The sequence below is a fragment of the Brevibacterium sp. 1718 genome (assembly GCF_051131255.1).
Lineage (GTDB): Bacteria > Actinomycetota > Actinomycetes > Actinomycetales > Brevibacteriaceae > Brevibacterium > Brevibacterium sediminis.
This window is the reverse complement of sequence record NZ_CP186550.1, coordinates 836279-853550: the sequence shown is the minus strand read 5'-3', so window position 1 is coordinate 853550 and position 17272 is coordinate 836279. Positions and strand designations below refer to the sequence as shown.

Annotated in this window: 16 protein-coding genes; 5 read left to right on the top strand and 11 right to left on the bottom strand. The window is 64.1% G+C overall.

Going from position 1 to position 17272, the window contains the following annotated elements; genetic code table 11:
- Positions 1-134: 134 nt before the first annotated feature.
- The 8 genes from ACOZ9V_RS03660 to ACOZ9V_RS03625 form a co-directional block, all read right to left on the bottom strand.
- The gene (locus ACOZ9V_RS03660; protein ID WP_434593748.1) at positions 135-266 is read right to left on the bottom strand and encodes a hypothetical protein; all 132 of its coding nucleotides are present in this window, start codon (positions 264-266) and stop codon (positions 135-137) included.
- A gap of 59 nt (positions 267-325) precedes the next feature.
- A complete protein-coding gene (locus tag ACOZ9V_RS03655) occupies positions 326-640 on the bottom strand; it encodes a DMT family transporter (RefSeq protein ID WP_259358748.1) in 315 nt (104 codons plus the stop codon).
- On the bottom strand, positions 637-996 hold the full coding sequence (locus tag ACOZ9V_RS03650) for a DMT family transporter (RefSeq protein WP_172175031.1): 360 nt from the start codon (positions 994-996) through the stop codon (positions 637-639). Before ACOZ9V_RS03650 ends, ACOZ9V_RS03655 begins: the two co-directional genes overlap by 4 nt.
- Positions 993-1592, bottom strand: coding sequence for a TetR/AcrR family transcriptional regulator (locus tag ACOZ9V_RS03645; RefSeq protein WP_434593744.1), 600 nt, complete (start codon positions 1590-1592; stop codon positions 993-995). The genes ACOZ9V_RS03650 and ACOZ9V_RS03645 overlap by 4 nt, the downstream gene beginning before the upstream one ends.
- Before the next feature lie 148 nt (positions 1593-1740).
- Positions 1741-2532, bottom strand: a complete 792-nt coding sequence (locus tag ACOZ9V_RS03640; protein WP_172175025.1) for an ABC transporter ATP-binding protein — start codon at positions 2530-2532, stop codon at positions 1741-1743.
- A gap of 5 nt (positions 2533-2537) precedes the next feature.
- A complete protein-coding gene (locus tag ACOZ9V_RS03635) occupies positions 2538-3521 on the bottom strand; it encodes an ABC transporter permease (RefSeq protein ID WP_434593741.1) in 984 nt (327 codons plus the stop codon).
- Positions 3522-3666: 145 nt separating this feature from the next.
- Positions 3667-4650, bottom strand: coding sequence for an ABC transporter substrate-binding protein (locus ACOZ9V_RS03630; RefSeq protein ID WP_434593738.1), 984 nt, complete (start codon positions 4648-4650; stop codon positions 3667-3669).
- Between the two features lie 266 nt (positions 4651-4916).
- Entirely contained in the window at positions 4917-7163 is a 2247-nt protein-coding gene (locus ACOZ9V_RS03625; protein ID WP_434593735.1) for a S9 family peptidase, read from the bottom strand.
- Between the two features lie 189 nt (positions 7164-7352).
- On the opposite strand from ACOZ9V_RS03625, the gene ACOZ9V_RS03620 reads away from it, so the two are divergent.
- Genes ACOZ9V_RS03620 through ACOZ9V_RS03610 form a run of 3 tightly spaced genes read left to right on the top strand, consistent with a single transcriptional unit; the run spans position 7353 to position 10610 of the window.
- Positions 7353-8390, top strand: coding sequence for a Bug family tripartite tricarboxylate transporter substrate binding protein (locus ACOZ9V_RS03620; protein WP_434593733.1), 1038 nt, complete (start codon positions 7353-7355; stop codon positions 8388-8390).
- Positions 8387-9061, top strand: a complete 675-nt coding sequence (locus ACOZ9V_RS03615) for a tripartite tricarboxylate transporter TctB family protein (protein WP_434593730.1) — start codon at positions 8387-8389, stop codon at positions 9059-9061. Before ACOZ9V_RS03620 ends, ACOZ9V_RS03615 begins: the two co-directional genes overlap by 4 nt.
- Position 9062: 1 nt before the next feature.
- The gene (locus ACOZ9V_RS03610; protein WP_181272519.1) at positions 9063-10610 is read left to right on the top strand and encodes a tripartite tricarboxylate transporter permease; all 1548 of its coding nucleotides are present in this window, start codon (positions 9063-9065) and stop codon (positions 10608-10610) included.
- 179 nt (positions 10611-10789) lie between these two features.
- On the opposite strand, the gene ACOZ9V_RS03605 is transcribed toward ACOZ9V_RS03610, so the two are convergent.
- Positions 10790-11473 (bottom strand): DUF4166 domain-containing protein, encoded by a 684-nt coding sequence (locus ACOZ9V_RS03605; RefSeq protein WP_181272518.1) that lies wholly within the window; start codon positions 11471-11473, stop codon positions 10790-10792.
- Positions 11474-11502: 29 nt separating this feature from the next.
- Positions 11503-13047, bottom strand: coding sequence for an MFS transporter (locus ACOZ9V_RS03600; RefSeq protein ID WP_181272517.1), 1545 nt, complete (start codon positions 13045-13047; stop codon positions 11503-11505).
- Between the two features lie 189 nt (positions 13048-13236).
- On the opposite strand from ACOZ9V_RS03600, the gene ACOZ9V_RS03595 reads away from it, so the two are divergent.
- Together ACOZ9V_RS03595 and ACOZ9V_RS03590 are read left to right on the top strand one after the other, a co-directional pair.
- Complete coding sequence (locus ACOZ9V_RS03595; protein WP_139469905.1) at positions 13237-13758, top strand: TetR/AcrR family transcriptional regulator; 522 nt, start codon at positions 13237-13239, stop codon at positions 13756-13758.
- Between the two features lie 216 nt (positions 13759-13974).
- A complete protein-coding gene (locus tag ACOZ9V_RS03590) occupies positions 13975-15234 on the top strand; it encodes an IS30 family transposase (protein ID WP_434593725.1) in 1260 nt (419 codons plus the stop codon).
- Between the two features lie 109 nt (positions 15235-15343).
- Here ACOZ9V_RS03590 and ACOZ9V_RS03585 read toward each other — a convergent pair whose 3' ends face one another.
- Positions 15344-17164: a flavin-containing monooxygenase gene (locus tag ACOZ9V_RS03585; protein WP_434593722.1), complete on the bottom strand. Its 1821-nt coding sequence runs from the start codon at positions 17162-17164 to the stop codon at positions 15344-15346.
- Between the last annotated feature and the right edge of the window lie 108 nt (positions 17165-17272).

Sequence of the window (17272 nt, the reverse complement as noted above, 5' to 3'; positions counted from 1 at the left end):
GGTGCCGGACACGGAGACGAACGCATCATGGCCCGATGGCAAGAACGCACATCGGGTACGAGTGGGAAATCAGGTGATGCGACCGGTCGGCGGCCGTCGATCGGGCAGATGGTCTGCGGATCGGCGATCAGTGACTAGGGCTCTCCGCCCCACCAGCCGACGGCCACGGGCTCCCAGGAATCATTGGCGAAGCCGCAGCTCGGGCGCTCTCGATTCGGGGTCGACCATCCCCAGCGGCGGAGGTCGTCGAATCGAAGAGGGGCCATAACTTCGGACGATAACAGCTTCCTTGCGGCTTCACAATAAATTCCCAGCAAAGACCGGGTCAGCCGATTTCGACGAGAATGACGCCGACGGTGATGAAGCCGATCCCGAGGAGCGCCTTCCGCGTCAGCGGATCCTTCCAGATCACTCGAGAGAGCAGACAGACCAGTGCGACTCCGCACGCCGCCCAGAGGCCGTAGGCGACGCCGAGCGGCATGCCCTCGGCGAGGGTGCGGCTGAGGAAGAAGAAGGCCGCGGTGTAGCTGATCGCCACCGGGACGAACCAGATCTTGCGCTGCAGTCCGGCGCTGGCGCGCAGGCACAAGGTGCCGGCGACTTCGCTGAGGATCGACAGGGCCAACCACATCCAGCTCATTCGGTCACCTCCGCGTCGACGGTCTCGGATTCCTCGGGAGTGCCGGATTCGACGAGGATGACCCCGATGATGATGAGGGCGATGCCGATGATGGCGCCGATGCTCAGGAGCTCACCGAAGAACACGACGCCGAGCACGGCGACGAGGGCGACTCCGCTGGCCGACCAGGTGGCGTAGACGGCTCCGAGCGGCATGCCCAGCCGCTGGGTGAGCCCGAGGATGAAGAAGGCTGTGGCGTAGAGGACGACGACTCCGGGGATCCACCTCGGATCGGCAACCGAGGCGCGCAGCATCAGGGTGGCGGCCACCTCGGCGAGGATGGCCATGACGAGCAGCAGCAGACGTTTCGCATTCATTCGCTCACCTCCGGTTCGGTGTTGTCGCATGCACCCTCGGCGGTATCGGTTGAGGTCTCTGCGGCGTCGATGAGAGCGAGGGCGTGCTCGCGCACGGCGGCGAGGTCCTCGGAGGGGAAGACTCCTGTCGCCTCTGACATCCACGCACCGTCGGCGCAGAATCGAGCCGCGGTCAGCAGAGATACCGCACGATCGTCGAGTCCGGTGGTGCCGAACCACGGACCGAGGTGCTCGCTCCATGCCCGCGACAGCTTCGGGTGGTAGAGCGCATCGGAGAAGATCCAATAGTCGGCGCGGGAGACCTCGGCAGTGGTGGCCACTGTGACATAGGCACGGTGCCGCTCGAAGCTCGACAGCTCCTGACTCGGGCGCCCGGTGTGCTCGCGCAGTCGCCGTGCCCAGTCTTCTGCGGCATGGTCGACGAGCCCGAGCATGAGCGCTTCCTTAGACGGGAAGTGATACATCAGGCCCGGCTTCGTCAGACCCGCCTGCTGCGCGACCGACTCCAGCGAGATCGTCACCCCCTGCACCGAATCATGCGATTCGGCCAGAGCCTTCGCCGCTTCGAGAATCCGCATCCGTCCATCATTCGCCATGCCTCGACTTTACCAACCGGTTGGTAAAGTACGCCAGCGCGGAAGAGAGGGCGGTCCGCACCCTGTCGGTGCGAACCGCCCTCTCATCCGGTCTGCAGACTGTCGGCCTGCCTGCAAGCCATCGCCTGGCTTCTGGCGAAGTCTCGGTTCAGTTCAGCAGTGCCCGGTCGCCCAGGGTCGCTCCCTTGAGTTTCGAGAATTCGCCGAGCAGCGTCTCGACGGTCAGGTCCTTCTTCTCCTCGGCCGAGGCCTGGTAGATGATCCGTCCCTCGTGCATCATGATCAGCCGGTTGCCCAGCGCGATGGCCTGCTCCATATTGTGGGTGACCATGAGCGTGGTCAGCCCGTCGGCCTCGACGATCTTCTTCGTCAGAGCTGATACCAGGGCTGCGCGCTGCGGGTCGAGGGCGGCGGTGTGCTCGTCGAGCAGCAGGATCCGCGGCTGGGTGAATCCGGCCATGAGCAGGCTGAGCGCCTGCCGCTGACCGCCGGAGAGCAGCCCGACCTTCGTCTTCAGCCGGTTCTCCAGTCCGAGTTCGAGAGTGGCGAGCTCCTCCTTGAAGTGCTCGCGTCGCTCCGAGGTGGTCCCCCGCCCCAGCCCACGCGGCTTTCCGCGTCTGAGCGCGAGCGAGAGGTTCTGCTCGATCGTGAGGTCCGGAGCGGTGCCGGCCATCGGATCCTGGAAGACGCGGCCCAGGTATCTCGCCCGTTTGTATTCGGGCATCCGCGACACCTCGGCGCCGTCGATGGTGATCGAACCGGAGTCGATGGGCAGACGGCCGGAGATGGTGTTGAGCAGTGTCGATTTTCCGGCTCCGTTGGAGCCGATGACGGTGACGAAGTCGGATTCGTCGAGTTCGAGCGAGAGTCCTTGCAGCGCCTTGCGTTCGTTGACGGTGCCCGGGAAGAAGGTCTTGGAGATGTTGTCGATCTTGAGCATTGGTCTCAGATCTCCTTCCCGGTTCGGGCGCCGGTCGCACCGGCGGGGATGTCGGCGATCTCTGCGGGGTCCTTCATATCGGTCGTTCCGGCCGGCACCGAGGCGGCCGCCCGGTTTCCGCGTCCGCGCAGTGAGGGGATCCGTTTGAGGAATCCCCATCTGGGCAGCAGCAGTGCGATGACGACGAGCAGCGCGGTCGTCAGCTTCATATCGTTCGTATCCAGGCCCGCGCGCAGGGCGAGGAAGATGATCAGCCGGTAGACGACCGATCCGAGGAGCGCGCCGAGGCTGGCCATGAAGATGTTGCGGCTGCCGAAGACGGCCTGGCCGAGGATCACCGAGGCGAGTCCGACGAGGATGAGGCCGATGCCCATGCTGATGTCGGAGAACCCCTGGTACTGGGCGACGAGTGCACCGCAGAGTGCGACGAAGCCGTTCGACAGTGCCAGGGTGAGCATCGTCGAGTTGTCGGTGTTGACGCCGAGGCTGCGGATCATCTCTTTGTTGTTTCCGGTGGCCTGGATGGCGAGCCCGAGGTCGGTGGTGAGGAACCAGTCGATGGCGAACTTGAGGATGAGGGCGAAGACGAGCAGGATCGCGATCGATGCCCAGGTGCCCATGAGCATGTTCTCCCGCAGCGGGGTGAACACGGTGTCTTCTCGCAGGAGCGGCAGGTTCGCCTTCCCCATGATCCGCAGGTTGATCGACCACAGGCCGATCATCGTGAGGATTCCGGCGAGCAGTCCGTCGATTCCGCCTTTCGTGTGGAGCAGACCGGTGATGTAGCCGGCGATGAGTCCGGCGCCGATCGCCGCGGCAGTGGCCAGGAAGGGGTTGACCCCGGCGATGATGAGGGAGGCTGCGGTGGCACCGCCCGTGGTGAAGCTTCCGTCGACGGTGAGGTCGGGGAAGTTGAGGACCTTGAAGGTCAGATAGACCCCGAGCGCCATCGCGCCGTAGATGAGCCCGAGCTCCAATGCTCCGAACATGGGTTTCCGTTCATTTCTGGTGTGTGGTTCGTGGTGGCCCCGAGGCCGTCGGTTTCAGTGCCGACGGCCTCGGGGCCGGTGACGTCGGTGCCGTCGGGGAGTCGATGACTCCGGGCACCGGGTCACGGGGTGAAGCAGGTTCCGATCACTCGATGACCTTGTCGGCCTCGTCGACGAGCTTCTTCGGAATCTCGACGCCTTGGGCCTTGGCGGCCTTCGGGTTGACGACGAGTTCGAGGTTCGAGCTGGTCTCGACGGGCATCTCGGCGGGCTTCTTTCCGTCCTGGAGGATCTGCAGAGCCATTTCGCCGGTCTGTTCGCCGAGCTTCGTGTAGTCGATGCCGCGGGTGATCGCCGCACCGGATTCGACCTGGCCGGCTTCCGACCCGACGAGCAGAGCCTTGTTCTTCTCTGCTGCCTGGACCATGGTCGACACTGCCGAGACGACGTTGTTGTCGGTGGGCACATAGTAGGCGTCGACCTTGCCGAGCGAATCCACGGCCTGAGCGAGCTCACCCGAGTTCGCGATCGTCGCTTCCTTGATCGTCACGTCGAGGCCCTTGGCGGCCTTCTTCGCGAGATCGACCTGAACCTGCGAGTTGACCTCACCGGAGCTGTAGACGATGCCGACGGTCTTCGCATCGGGCTTGACGTCCTTGACCAGCTTGAGCTGCTCTTCGACCGGGTTGAGGTCGGAGGTGCCGGTGACGTTTCCGCCTGGCTTGTCGTTGCTGTCGACGAGGCCGGCCTCTTCGGCGTCGGTGACGGCGGTGAAGAGCACGGGCTTGTCGGTGATCGCCTGGGCTGCGGCCTGAGCGGCCGGGGTGGCGACGGCGAGCACGAGGTCGAGGCCGTCGTTGGCGAACTGCTGGGCGATCGAGGTCGCGTTGGCCTGTTCGCCCTGGGCGTTCTGCACGTCCCATTCGACGTCGACGCCGGCATCTTCGAACGACTTCTTGAAGCCTTCGGTCGCAGCGTCGAGCGCCGGGTGCTGTACGAGCTGAGAGACGCCGATGGAGTACGAATCGCCCTCGCCGCCACCGCCACCGCCTTCGCCGCCTCCGCAGGCCGAAACCGCAAGAATCGAACCGACTGCCACCATCGCTGTGGCCACTTTCCTGAGACGCATTCTTCTCCCTTTCGGAATTTCGGTCCGCCGGTGCGGATCCGTCACGAATTCTGCATTCGACACCGCCGCTCCTCGCACGCAAGGAGTAGTCACGGCAATGCAGATGAATGATGCGCCGCCGTCACTCAGACCGTTCTGAGATCATGGCGCGCATCACGTCGAATGTGATGATATCCACTGTATGGCCCGGCACTGACGCCGGGTGCCGAATCCGGGTTTTGGAGACAATCGTCCCAGTATCGTTATCTGCGGCGACAGTCGTCCCCTCAGGGCTCTATTTCGACATCCGATCGTCCCAGCACATCGAGGATCCACGCGTACTCGAACGCGATCTCCTTCCACGCGTCATAGCGCCCCGATGCTCCGCCGTGCCCGGCGACCATTTCGGTCTTGAGCAGGGCGTTCGCGCCGACTTCACGGAGTCGGGCGACCCATTTCGCGGGTTCGACGTAGAGGACTCGGGTGTCGTTGAGCGAGGTCACGGCCAAGATCTGCGGGTAGGCCGCCTCGGTGATGTTTTCGTAGGGAGAGTACGAGCGCATGTACTCATACACTTGCGGATCATGGAGCGGGTCTCCCCACTCCTCCCATTCGATGACGGTCAGCGGCAGCTCGGGCATGAGGATCGATGTCAGGGCGTCGACGAACGGCACTTCGGCGCTGATTCCGGCGAAGAGCTCGGGTGCCATGTTCGCGATCGCGCCCATGAGCAGACCGCCGGCCGATCCGCCGCTGGCGACGAGCCGGTCCGGGCTCGTCCACCCGGTGTCGATGAGGTGGCGGGCGACGTCGATGAAATCGGTGAAGGTGTTCTTCTTCGCCGTGGTCTTGCCCTGGTCGTACCAGCGTCGGCCCATTTCGCCGCCGCCGCGCACATGGGCGATGGCGAAGACGACGCCGCGGTCGAGCAGGGACAGCCGGGAGACCGAGAAGTACGGGTCCATGCTCGCTTCGTAGGACCCGTATCCGTAGAGGAGCAGCGGTGTCGGCTCGACTTTCGCCGAGGCGGCTCCGCTCGCTGTGTCCCCACCGTCGCCTGTGCCCGTATTCGCCGAGGCGGGACCGCCGTGGCCGTCGGTACGGTGCAGGTCCTTGCGGAAGACGACCGAGATCGGGATATCGGTGCCGTCTTCAGCTGTCGCCCACAGCAGGGTTTCGGTATAGGCGTTCAGGTCGACGGAACCGAGAACGGGCTGACGCTTGAGAACCGTGTCAGCGCCGTCTGCGACGCTGTGTGAATAGATCACGGCGGGCGTCGACATGGAGGTGAAATGCAGTCGGATGCTCGTCTGCACAAACTCCGGGTTGTTGCCCACGTAGAGTGACCCGGTCTCCCGGCCGAAGGGCAGCTCCTGCAGCGGTCCGAACGGAGAGGAGGAATCGCCCAAGCGGATGATGCCGACGCGCGCAAAGCCGCCGCGACGGTAGCTGAGCACGATGAAGTCGGCGAAGGCGTCGACGTCTTCGATGCGCAGGTCGTCGATGTCATCAAGCACCGGACGGCCCGTGGCGGTCGGATCGGCGGCCGGAACATCGACGAGTTCGAAGTCGGCACGATTGCGGTTGTGGGTGATGAGGAAGCGGTCCTCACCGCCGATGACGGCGTGCTCGACGTTGTATTCGACGCCGTCGACGCGGGGCCAGATCTCCTGCGGTTCGGCTTCGAGGTCGTCGACGCTGATGCTCCAGTATCCGGTAGTCGTCTTCGATCCGGTGACGACGAACATCATTCGGCCCGAACGCGAGAAGCCCGATCCGACGAAGAAGCGCTCATCGGGTTCATGGAAGATGCACACGTCGTCGCTGCTGTCGGTGCCGACGACGTGGCGCCACACCTTCTCCGGTCGCCAGGCGTCGTCGACGGTGGTGTAGAAGACGAAGCGGCCGCTCGGATCGAGGGAGGCTCCTGCGAAGGTGCCGTCGACCGTGTCGGCGAGGTCGTCCCCCGTGGCCAGATCGCGAAGTCGGAGGGTATAGCGTTCGTCGCCAGTGGTGTCGACACCGTAGAGAAGCCGACTGCCGTCGTCGGAGAGTGAGAAGGAGCCGAGGGAGAAGAACTCCTGACCGTCTGCGGCGACGTTCGAGTCGAAGATGACCTCTTCGCCGGGCAGAGGCTCTTCGCCGACCTCCGGCGGGGTCCAGTCGTCGGGGCCCGAGACGGGGATTCGGACGCTGATTCCGTAGTCGAGTCCGGCCTTCGTGCGGGAGAAGTACCAATAGTTCCCGCGCCGGTTGGGCACGGACATATCGGTCTCTTTGATGCGCGTCTTGATCTCGGTGAAGATCGAGTTCTGCAGCCCCTCGAGGTGAGCGGTCTGCGCGCTGGTCCAGGCGTTCTCTGCCTCGAGGTGGGCGATGACCTCGGGCGACTCCTTCTCACGCAACCATTCGTAGTCGTCGACGAAAGTATGGCCGTGGTGCGTGCGCTCGAACGGGACCTTCTTCGCCACCGGTGCCGATGCCGGGGTCGCGGTCGTCGAGGCCGCGGAGTCTGTGCCGGAAGTTTCGCTCATGACGTCAGCCTAGCCGCCGGCCCGGAAACCCCGGGACCCGACCGATGTATCGTCGCCGACTCATTCTGAGCAGAATGCACTCAACGCGCTCAATGAGCAGAACGCGCAGAGTGAGCACAACCTCGCAGTCGACACTCAGGAACCTCTAAGGTGAGTCTCACATCACACCTGCCTTCAAAGGAGAAGTCCGTGCCAAAGGCGCCACCTCCCGGGGATTCCGTGTCGGAATCCTCCCATCCCTCGCGACGAACCTTCGGTCGCATCGCCTACGGGGCTATCGCCTTGGCGGCGATCGGAACGGCGACGACCTACTCGGTCAGGGCCGCCTCGGCGAAGGGTGACCTGTCATCGAATCTCACCCTCATCGCTCCGGCCGGCGCCGGCGGCGGCTGGGACGGATTCGCCCGCGAGACCCAACAGGCCATGCGCGTCGACCGGCTCGCCAACAATGCCCAGGTCGTCAACATCCCGGGCGCCGGCGGCACCATCGGCCTCGGCAAATTCTCGACCATGCACGGCCAGTCGGACACGATCCTGGCCACCGGCACCGCCATGGTCGGCGGAATCGCGCTGAATAAGTCGCCGGTCGGATTCGACAACACAACTCTGCTCGCCCGCGTGGCCGAGGACTATGACGTCCTCATCGCCGCCGCGGATTCCCCGCACAATACGATCGACGACGTCATCGGCGCGTGGAAGAAGGACCCGAAAGGGTTCGTGTGGACGGGCGGTTCGGCCGGCTCGGTCGACCACCTGACCATCGCTCAGTTGGCGCTGCTCGGCAAGATCCCCGCCTCTGACATCACCTACATCCCGAAGTCCGGCGGCGGTGAAGCCATCCAGACTCTGCTCTCGGGCACCACCGACTTTGCCTCCTGCGGCTTCAACGAGGTCTCCGACCAGATCGAGGCCGGACGCGTCAAAGCCATCGGCGTGGCCGCGCCGCAACGCATCGAGGGCTTCGACGACGTGCCGACCATGTCCGAACAGGGATACGAGGTCACGCTGACGAACTGGCGCGGCTGGCTCGGAGCACCGGACATCACCGGCGACGACTCCGCTCAGCTCCTCGAGATCCTGCAGAAGACTCGTGACAGTGCGGCCTGGAAGGACGCCCTCGATCGGAACAAGTGGACCGATGTGTGGCAGACCGGCGAGGAGTTCGCCGAGTTCGTCAGAGAAGACACCTCCCGAGTGGAGAAGCTGCTGAAGGAGTTGGGACTGTGAGCGCACAGACGACAACGCACACGGACAGGACGGGCCACCTCGGCGCGGGAACCTGGTGGCAGGGACGGTCGGGGCTCATCGTCCCCCTCATCATGGGAGCATTCTCCACCTATCTGCTCATCGGCATCCTCACCATGGACATCGCCCCGGACGCGGACAAACCGGGTCCACAGTTCTTCCCGACGATCATCATGCTCGTCGGATACGCGCTGACGATCCTGCTGGTCATCGCCTATATCCGCAATCCGGAACCGGTCGATGTCGAGGACGAGCTGCCGGCCGCGGCCGAAGAGGACAAGGCGTTCTCGACTCCGGTCACCTCGGCTGTTGCGGCCTCTCGCCTCTCCCCTCATGAGGAAGACGAGCCAGAAGAAGACCGTCAGGCTCTCGCCGCTGCACGCAAGGCCGATTCGAAGCACCGCACGCACAGCGACTTCGTGTCTCTGGCTTGGGGTGCGGGCGGTTTCGCGGCCTTCGCGCTCATCCTCGAATTCGCCGGGTGGATCATCGCCGCCGCTCTGCTGTTCTGGTGCGTGGCCCGGTCGATGGGCTCGAAGAAGCCGCTGTTCGACCTGACTCTGGCACTGACGTTCTCGTCCCTGGTCTACATCGCCTTCTCGGTGATGCTGGGACTCAACCTTCCTTCGGGAATTCTGGGAGGTGGCTTCTGATATGGACGCTCTCATGTCCCTCTTCGAAGGGTTCACACACGCTCTGACACCGATGAACCTGCTGTGGGTCCTCGTCGGCTGCTTCCTCGGCACCGCCGTCGGCGTGCTGCCGGGCCTGGGCTCGTCCATGGCCGTGGCCCTGCTGCTGCCGATGACCTTTGCGCTGGACCCCACGGGTGCGTTCATCATGTTCGCCGGCGTCTACTTCGGCGGGCTCTTCGGCGACTCGACGATGGCCATCCTCATGAACACCCCTGGGCAGGCCTCGGCGATCGCCTCGACGTTCGAAGGCCACAAGATGGCCAAGGCCGGGCGGGCCCCGCAGGCTTTGGCGACGGCCGCGATCGGTGCGTTCATCGGCGGGTTCATCTCCTGCTGCCTCGTCGTCTTCGTCGCTCCCGCTCTGGCGGAGCTGTCAACAAGCTTCGGCCCGGCCGAGTTCTTCGCCCTTGCCCTGTTTGCCTTCGTCGCCACCTCCTCGGTGGTGGCCGATTCGGTGCTCAAGGGGCTCACGGCCCTGGTGCTGGGCATCGGCTTCACTGTCATCGGCATCGACTCGGTCTCGGGTACCGAGCGGTTCACCCTCGGCGTGCCCGAGCTCTTCGACGGAGTCTCCCTCGTCACGGTGACCGTGGGTGTGCTGGCGCTGGGCGAAGTGTTCTTCATCGCCTCTCGCATCCGCCGTCAGACCAAGGACAATACGATCAACGCCTCTGGTCGGCCTTTCCTCTCCCGCAAGGAAGTCGGCGAAGCTCTGCCGGCGTGGCTGCGTGGAACCGCGATCGGCCTGCCTTTCGGCGTCATTCCTGTCGGCGGTGCCGATGTTCCGACGTTCATGGCCTACGGCCTGGAGCGCAAGCTCGATTCCCGTCGGAAGGATCCGCAGTTCGGCAAGGGCGCGATCCGTGGTCTTGCCGCCCCCGAGGCGGCCGGATCGGCGACGACGGGCATCGCCATGGGTGCCCTGTTGGCTTTGGGTCTGCCGATCTCGGCAACGGCGGCGATCATGCTCGCGGCCTTCCGCCAGTACGGCATCCAGCCCGGTCCGCTGCTCTTCGACCGCTCCCCCGAGCTCGTGTGGGGTCTGCTGGCGAGCTTCTTCGTCGCGATGATCGTGCTGCTCATCATCAACCTGCCGTTCGCTCCTCTGTGGGCGAAGCTGCTGAAGATCCCGGACCCGTACCTCTACGGCGGCATCGCGGTCTTCTGCGGACTTGGCATCTATGCGACGTCCGCCTCGACGTTCGAGCTGCTCATACTGCTGGGCATCGGGGTGCTGAGCTTCGTGCTCAAACGCTATGGTGTGCCGTTGGCGCCGCTGATGATCGGCATGGTGCTCGGTCCCCTGGCCGAGTCGAACCTGCGCGACTCTCTGCTGGCTTCCGGCGGTGATGCGTCGACTCTGGTGTCCTCGCCGATCACGATCGTCATCTACGTCGTGCTCATCGCCGCTCTTGTCTACACCGGCATCGGCCGAGTGCTGGCTCGCAAGCGGCAGAAGCAGACGGCGCAGGAGGTGCTCTCCCCGGCGAACTCGTCGCAGAGCTGATCCCGGCCGTCGTTCAAGGCCTAGCGCAGCGCCCAGCCGTCGTTCAAGGCGAAGCGCGGTTCGCCAGCCAACTAACCGCCGTTCAAGGCCAAGCGCGGATATCGAGACGTCTACGTCCCGATATCCGCGCTTCTGCTTGATCGAGGGCATTTACGACCGTCGCCGACTGCCCGAATCGCTCAATTGCCCCTCGTCGAACGCAGGTATTCGCTCACGATGCGGTAGGTGAAAGTGCCGGAGTACTCGTAGACACGTCCGATCAGCGGCAGGTCGACGTAGAGCTCGACTCTCTGCCGGTCGAGGGTGTCGTCGAATCGCTCACTCAATTCGATGACCGGTCGCAGCACTAACGGCATGGGCAGCCGCAACCCACCTGCCCGTAGCGCGATTCGGCGGCTGCGCAGTCGCAATCCCCCATTGACCACGTCAACAGCAAACTCCGCCTCGACGACGGACGGCTTCCCCAGCACGTCGACGACTCCGCCCTGAGAGTCGCACGGAACTTCTCCACCTACCTCGGATCGGGATCCGCGCGGGACGAACGACACCGCATCGACCATCGACCAATCGCCGTCGTCGAATTTCATAGTCCGCGTCGCCGTCTGCTCACCGTCTTCCGTTCGGTTCTCTACGCGAAAAGGAACCTCGCGGTGCAGACCCGGCACGATCACACCGCACCGTTTCGCAATGGCGAGGACGGGCCACAGCCACCGCCGTTGGGTGCCGAACGATTCGAAGACACCTTCACCGACACCCACCGCGCCGGGAGGGATCACCGCGAAGTATCGCCTGAGGACTGGGTGGAGTTCGGCGGTCCGGGACCCGAGCGCCCGTTCGTACGGGGATCGGGTCTCAGCGCTCATGCCTGTGAGTGTAGGGCATCCGCTTTGGATCAGCGGTCCGCTTTGGCACCGGTGGCAGCTCCCGGCAGGAGTCGCCCGGCGCCCTTGAGACCGAAGCTCGTGAGCACGGCGGCGATGAGGACGAGGACGACGGCCGCACCGGCGGCCCACTGTACGCCGAAGTCGAAGGCTGACACGGCCGCCTCGGTGATTCGCTCACCGGCTGCACCACTCAGCCCGGAAGCGTATTCGAGTGCGGAGCCGAGCGTGTCGAACTGTGCTCTGTCCGCTTTGTCCCCGATCGCCGACTGCAGCGCGGATCCGTACATGAAGGTCGAGAGTCCGCCGAGGACGGTCGTGCCCATGACGGACCCGAATTCGTACGCGGTTTCCGATATCGCCGAAGCAGCTCCGGCCTTGTGAGCGGGGACCGCGGCGAGGATGAGGTCGTTCGTGATGACCTCGGCGGTGCCGAGTCCGATGCCGAGGATGAGGAAGGCTAGCAGCATTCCCATCACGGAGTGTTCGGAGGTGAAGGCGATGATGCCCATGCCGACCGCGTTGAGCGCGAGCGCGCAGGGCACGACGACGCGCGGTTCGAAGCGGGCGATGAGCGGCACTGCCAGATAGCCGGCCGCAACCGAGGTGATGAGTCCCGGGATAAGCACAAGGGCCGCGTCGATCGGTGAGAGTCCGAGCACGAGCTGGAGCAGCTGGGTGCCGAAGTAGAGGAACCCCGCCAGTCCCATGATGCTCAACAGGTTCGACACCACCGCCGAGGTGAACACGGAGTTCGCGAACAGACGGACGTCGAGCATCGGGTTCGGAGTCGCGAGCTGGCGGAGGACGAAGCTGGCTCCGGCGACGATAGCCACGGACAGGCTGAGCCAGAAGAGGAAGTCGGCGCCAGACTCCATGCTGTGTTTGATGGCAAAGACGAGCGGGGCCAGAGCAAGCATCGACAGAATGATGGAAAACGGGTCGAAGCGGCCGGGGTTCGGGTCGCGCGATTCGGGCAGCAGAATTGCAGCTGCGGGAATGAAGAGCGCGATGAGCGGCAGGTTGATGAAGAAGACGGAGCTCCAGTGGAAGTGCTCGAGCAGGAAGCCGCCGACGATGGGCCCGAGTGCGGCACCACCGGAGAACATCGCGGCCCAGGTGGCGATCGCGATGCGACGGTCTTTGTCATGGGCGAAGATGTTGCGGATGAGCGACAGTGTCGATGGCATGAGGGTAGCGCCGAAAATGCCGAGCAGGGCGCGGGCGAGGATGAGCATCTCGGCGGAGGTGGAGAACGCCGCGAGCAGTGAGGCCGCACCGAAGCCGACGGACCCGATGATGAGCAGCTTGCGACGTCCGACCCGATCACCGAGGCTGCCCATGGCCACCAGCAGACCGGCGAGCATGAGCGCGTAGATATCGACGATCCACAGCAGCTGGGTGCCCGTCGGGTGCAGGCCGGTGCTGATGGCAGGGATCGCGAAGCCGAGGACCGTGTTGTCGATCGAGATCAGCAGCACGGGGATCATGAGCACCGCGAGTCCGGCCCATTCGCGCCGGCCGGCACGCAGCTGTGGAGTCAGTGTCGTCGTCATGGCATCAACTGTACCGTCTGGACGGTACAGCTGAAAAGCGGTTGGCGTGCTGCAACCGAGATGCTCAGGTACTGCACAGATACAGGCCCGGCCGCGCGAGAAATCCGAGCGGTCTCATGCATGCCCAGCTGGCAGAACACCAGGCACACGTCCGTCTCGTAAGTACAGCCATGGACTAGGCTCGTGGCTATGGCACGCAATCCGACCGCAACCAAGGAGAAGCTGCTCGACGCTTTCGATACGCTCCTCGACGAACACGGCACAGCCGGAGCGACTCTGGACGCAGTAGCTGCGAAGGCCGGAGTCTCCAAAGGCGGTCTGCTCTATCATTTCGGGTCGAAGGCCGAGCTCATCAAGGGCAGCCTGGAACGCCTCGACCAGCTGGTCGCCGAAGACGTCGAGGAGATGAAGGCCGCCGGCGCGCGCCTCCACTATTACTACCTCGAGACCTCCGCCGAGGTCGGTACTCCCCTGGACCGCAGCCTCATCGCCGCCGGCTGCCTCGCTCTCGAGAACGAGGACGCCAAGGCGGCTCTGCGTCGCACACGTGAAGCGTGGTTCGACGCTCTCAACAACCACCTCGGCGATGCTGATCTGGCGATGACGATTCAGCTCATCGGCGACGGAATGTATTTCAATCAGAACTTCGGGCTGTCACAGGATGAGGCCCTCGATCATGTGAAGCGAGTGCTCACGCGTTTGGGGCTTTAAGACACCTACGCGCCTGGGCGGCTTGGGCGCCTGGGCCCCTAGAGCAACTTCTCCTACGATCTGCGCGCCTCCCCCGGCAGATGCACTTCCCTACTAGATGCCTTGGGTGGGCGAAATGGTCACGTCCCGAGCAGGCGGTTTCTAAGTTCTAGTGCAACACCCGGTCTGACCAGCACTATCAGACCGGGTGTTTCCACTGAACGAAGGAACACCCCCATGACCACGCACTACAGACGTCCACGATTGCCCTTCGACGTCCTCGACGAACTCTTCTGGCTCCTCCTCGAAGGCAGACCACGATCAGCGATCGCTGACCACCTCGGCATCAACCTCAACACCGTCACCCGGTGGGCGCGGCGACTCGGCCTGCCCAAAGGCAGGACCGGCAGAATACTGTCCATGCCGACCACCATCGTTGCTGCCCCGGCACCACCACGACCACCTGCCTACCGCCACCTGACGATCGCCGACCGAATGACGATCCAGGCTGGCCTGCAATCAACCCCACCCTTGTCGATGAGAACCATCGCGACTCAACTCGGTGTTGCTCCGTCAACCGTGTCCCGAGAGATCCGCCGCAACCGACTCATCCAATACGACAGAATCAGCCCACACCCGGTCTACAGTGCCGCCGGCGCCCACGGCCGCACCTATGCCCGACAGGCACGCAAGAAACACCGTCGCACACGTCTCGAGGATCCGTGGCTGCGGGCTCACGTGATCAACGGGCTCAACGACAAGTGCTCGCCCGAACAGGTCGCCGGTAGGCTTCGGCGTGACTACCCTGACCGGAAGGACCTGCACGTGAGCCACGAAACGGTCTACCAAGCTCTCTACGTCCAAGGACGCGGATCCCTGCGTCACGAGCTGGCCGTGGTCAAAGCCCTCCGATCGGGACAGACGGGAAGGAAGCCACAGTCGAAGCTGCCGCGTCGGTCCAACCGTCCCTGGCTCGATGGTGCCTTGTTGACCGACCGTCCCTCACAAGCTGCCGACCGCACTGTTCCTGGCCACTGGGAGGGTGATCTCGTCGTCGATTCCCACGCCGGTGGCCTGGTGACCGTCTTCGAACGCCGGTCCCGGTTCTCCTTGATCCGGAAACTGCCGAACAACCGCGAATCGGTCACCGTCACCGGACTAGTCCAGGACATGATCGCTTCCCTGCCGGAAGCGTTGTTCTCAACGCTGACGTGGGACCAGGGCCAGGAGATGGCCGAGCATCTGCGGATCACTGTCGCCACCGATTGCCAGGTGTACTTCTGCGACCCGCACTCACCCTGGCAACGACCGACGAATGAGAACTCCAACGGACTCATCCGGGACTACTACCCGAAAGGCACAGTCTTCGATGAGTCGATCACCGACGATCAGATTCAGTCGATGCAGGACCAGCTCAACCGCAGGCCGCGGAAGGTCCTCGGGTTCGCGACCCCGGCCGAGGTCCTGGCTGATCTGTTGCATGAGCAGGTAGCCTGAGACCAGCCCACTGTTGCACTAGAACACTGAGACGGCCGCAACAGAACGTGACCATTTCGCCCACCTATGAGCGTCCACCCGACCTCAAAGAGCCGGGTTCACCCCGAGCTCAGCTCAGGTGATGAACCTCCTGCAGCCCATACACCGGAGTCTCGATGCCTTCGTGCCGGGCCTTGAGCTGCAGCGCCAGGTACAGCGAGTAGTGCCTGGCCTGGTGCAGGTTGCCGCCCATGAACCACAGGTTTTCCTGCTGGGTGGGCTTCCACATATTGCGCTGCTCGCCTTCCCACGGGCCCGGGTCCTTTGTCGTCTCCGACCCCAGTCCCCAGCATTTGCCGACCTTGTCTGCAGTCTCCTGGTCGACGAGGTCCGCGACCCAGCCGTTCATCGAACCGTAGCCGGTGGCGTAGACGACGAGGTCGGCCGGCAGCTCAGTCCCATCGGAGAGGACGACGGCATCCTCGGCGAGGTGGTCGACCTGCCCTTTGGCCAGCTTCACTTTTCCGTCGGCGACGAGCTCGGCGGATCCGACATCGATGTAGTAGCCCGAACCGCGGCGCAGATACTTGAGGAACAGACCAGACTCGTCGTCGCCGAAGTCGAGGTCGAACCCGGCATCCTCCATGCGCTGGTAGAAGTCCTTATCTGCTTCCTTGATCTGGTCGTAGAGCGGGATCTGGAACTCGTGCATGATCCGGTACGGCAGTGACGCGAAGATGAGATCCGCCTTCTCCGTCGTCACGCCGTTCTCCAGCGCGCGTTCGGAGTACAGGTCCCCCATCGCGATCTCCACGAGCGAATCGCTCTTGACGATGTGCGTGCTCGATCGCTGCACCATCGTGACATCGGCGCCGTTCTCGTACAGAGCGCCGCAGATGTCGAAGGCGGAGTTGTTGCTGCCGATGACGACGACCTTCTTGCCCGCATAGGCGTCGGGGCCGGGGTGCTGCGAGGAGTGCTGCTGCTCGCCTTTGAAGATGTCCGAGCCCGGGAACGTGGGGATGCTCGGCTTGCCCGACATGCCGGTGGCCATCACCAGATGGGTTGGCCGCAGGGTGACTTTCTCCCCGTTCCGGTCGACCTCGACCGTCCAGCGGCCTTCCGTTTCGTCGTATTTCGCCGAGGCAGCTGTGGTCGATGACCAGTACGGAATCTCCATCACCTTCGTGTAGAACTCCAGCCAGTCCGCGATCTTGTCCTTCGGTGCGAACACCGGCCAATTGTCTGGGAACTTCAGGTACGGAAGGTGGTCGTACCAGACCGGGTCATGCAAGCACAGCGACTTGTACCTCGACCGCCACTGATCACCCGGCCGCTCCCACCGGTCGATGACGAGGGACGGCACCCCGAGTTGGCGGAGGCGAGCGCCGAGGGCGATCCCGCCCTGTCCGCCACCGACGACGAGGATGTATGGGTCGGCAGTCGCGCCCCAGGCGGCGTCCTCCTCGGCGAGCTTCTCCGACCAGCTCTTCCGCTCGGGATCGACGCCGTGCTCGGCTCCTTTGACCCGGCGGGTGCCGCGCGGCTCTTCGTGTCCGGTGATCTCCTGCAGCGAGGTGAGCACGGTCCAGGCCTTGATGCCGTCTTCATCGATGAGGCGGACGAGTCCCTTGCCGCGCCCCACCGAGGTGGTGAAGGTGAACCATGCTTCCGTCACTCCGTCGGCGGTTGCCGCCGGTTCGCTGAGTTCGAATTCCTCCGGTGAGACCCGGTCGAGATTGTGGGTGAGCAGGTCGGTGACTCCGTCGGGGTTTTCGACCGTTTTGAGATTCCAGGTGAAGGATACGAGGTCTCTCCAATAGCTGTCGGTGGCGAACAGTCCGGCTGCGGCCGGGATGTCCCGGCGGCTGAGCGCCGATTCGAAGTCCTGCAGCCACCGCATCGCGATGTCGTCGGCGGTCAGCTGGGGACGGTCGAGCGTCGTTGTCATGTCACTCCTCCTCATTGAGTTCAGTGACTCCAAACTAGGCCGGGCACTCCCAGCTCGGAAGAGTTGCATCGGATTGCATGGCCCACGCCGTGCCGGGATTCTCACCGA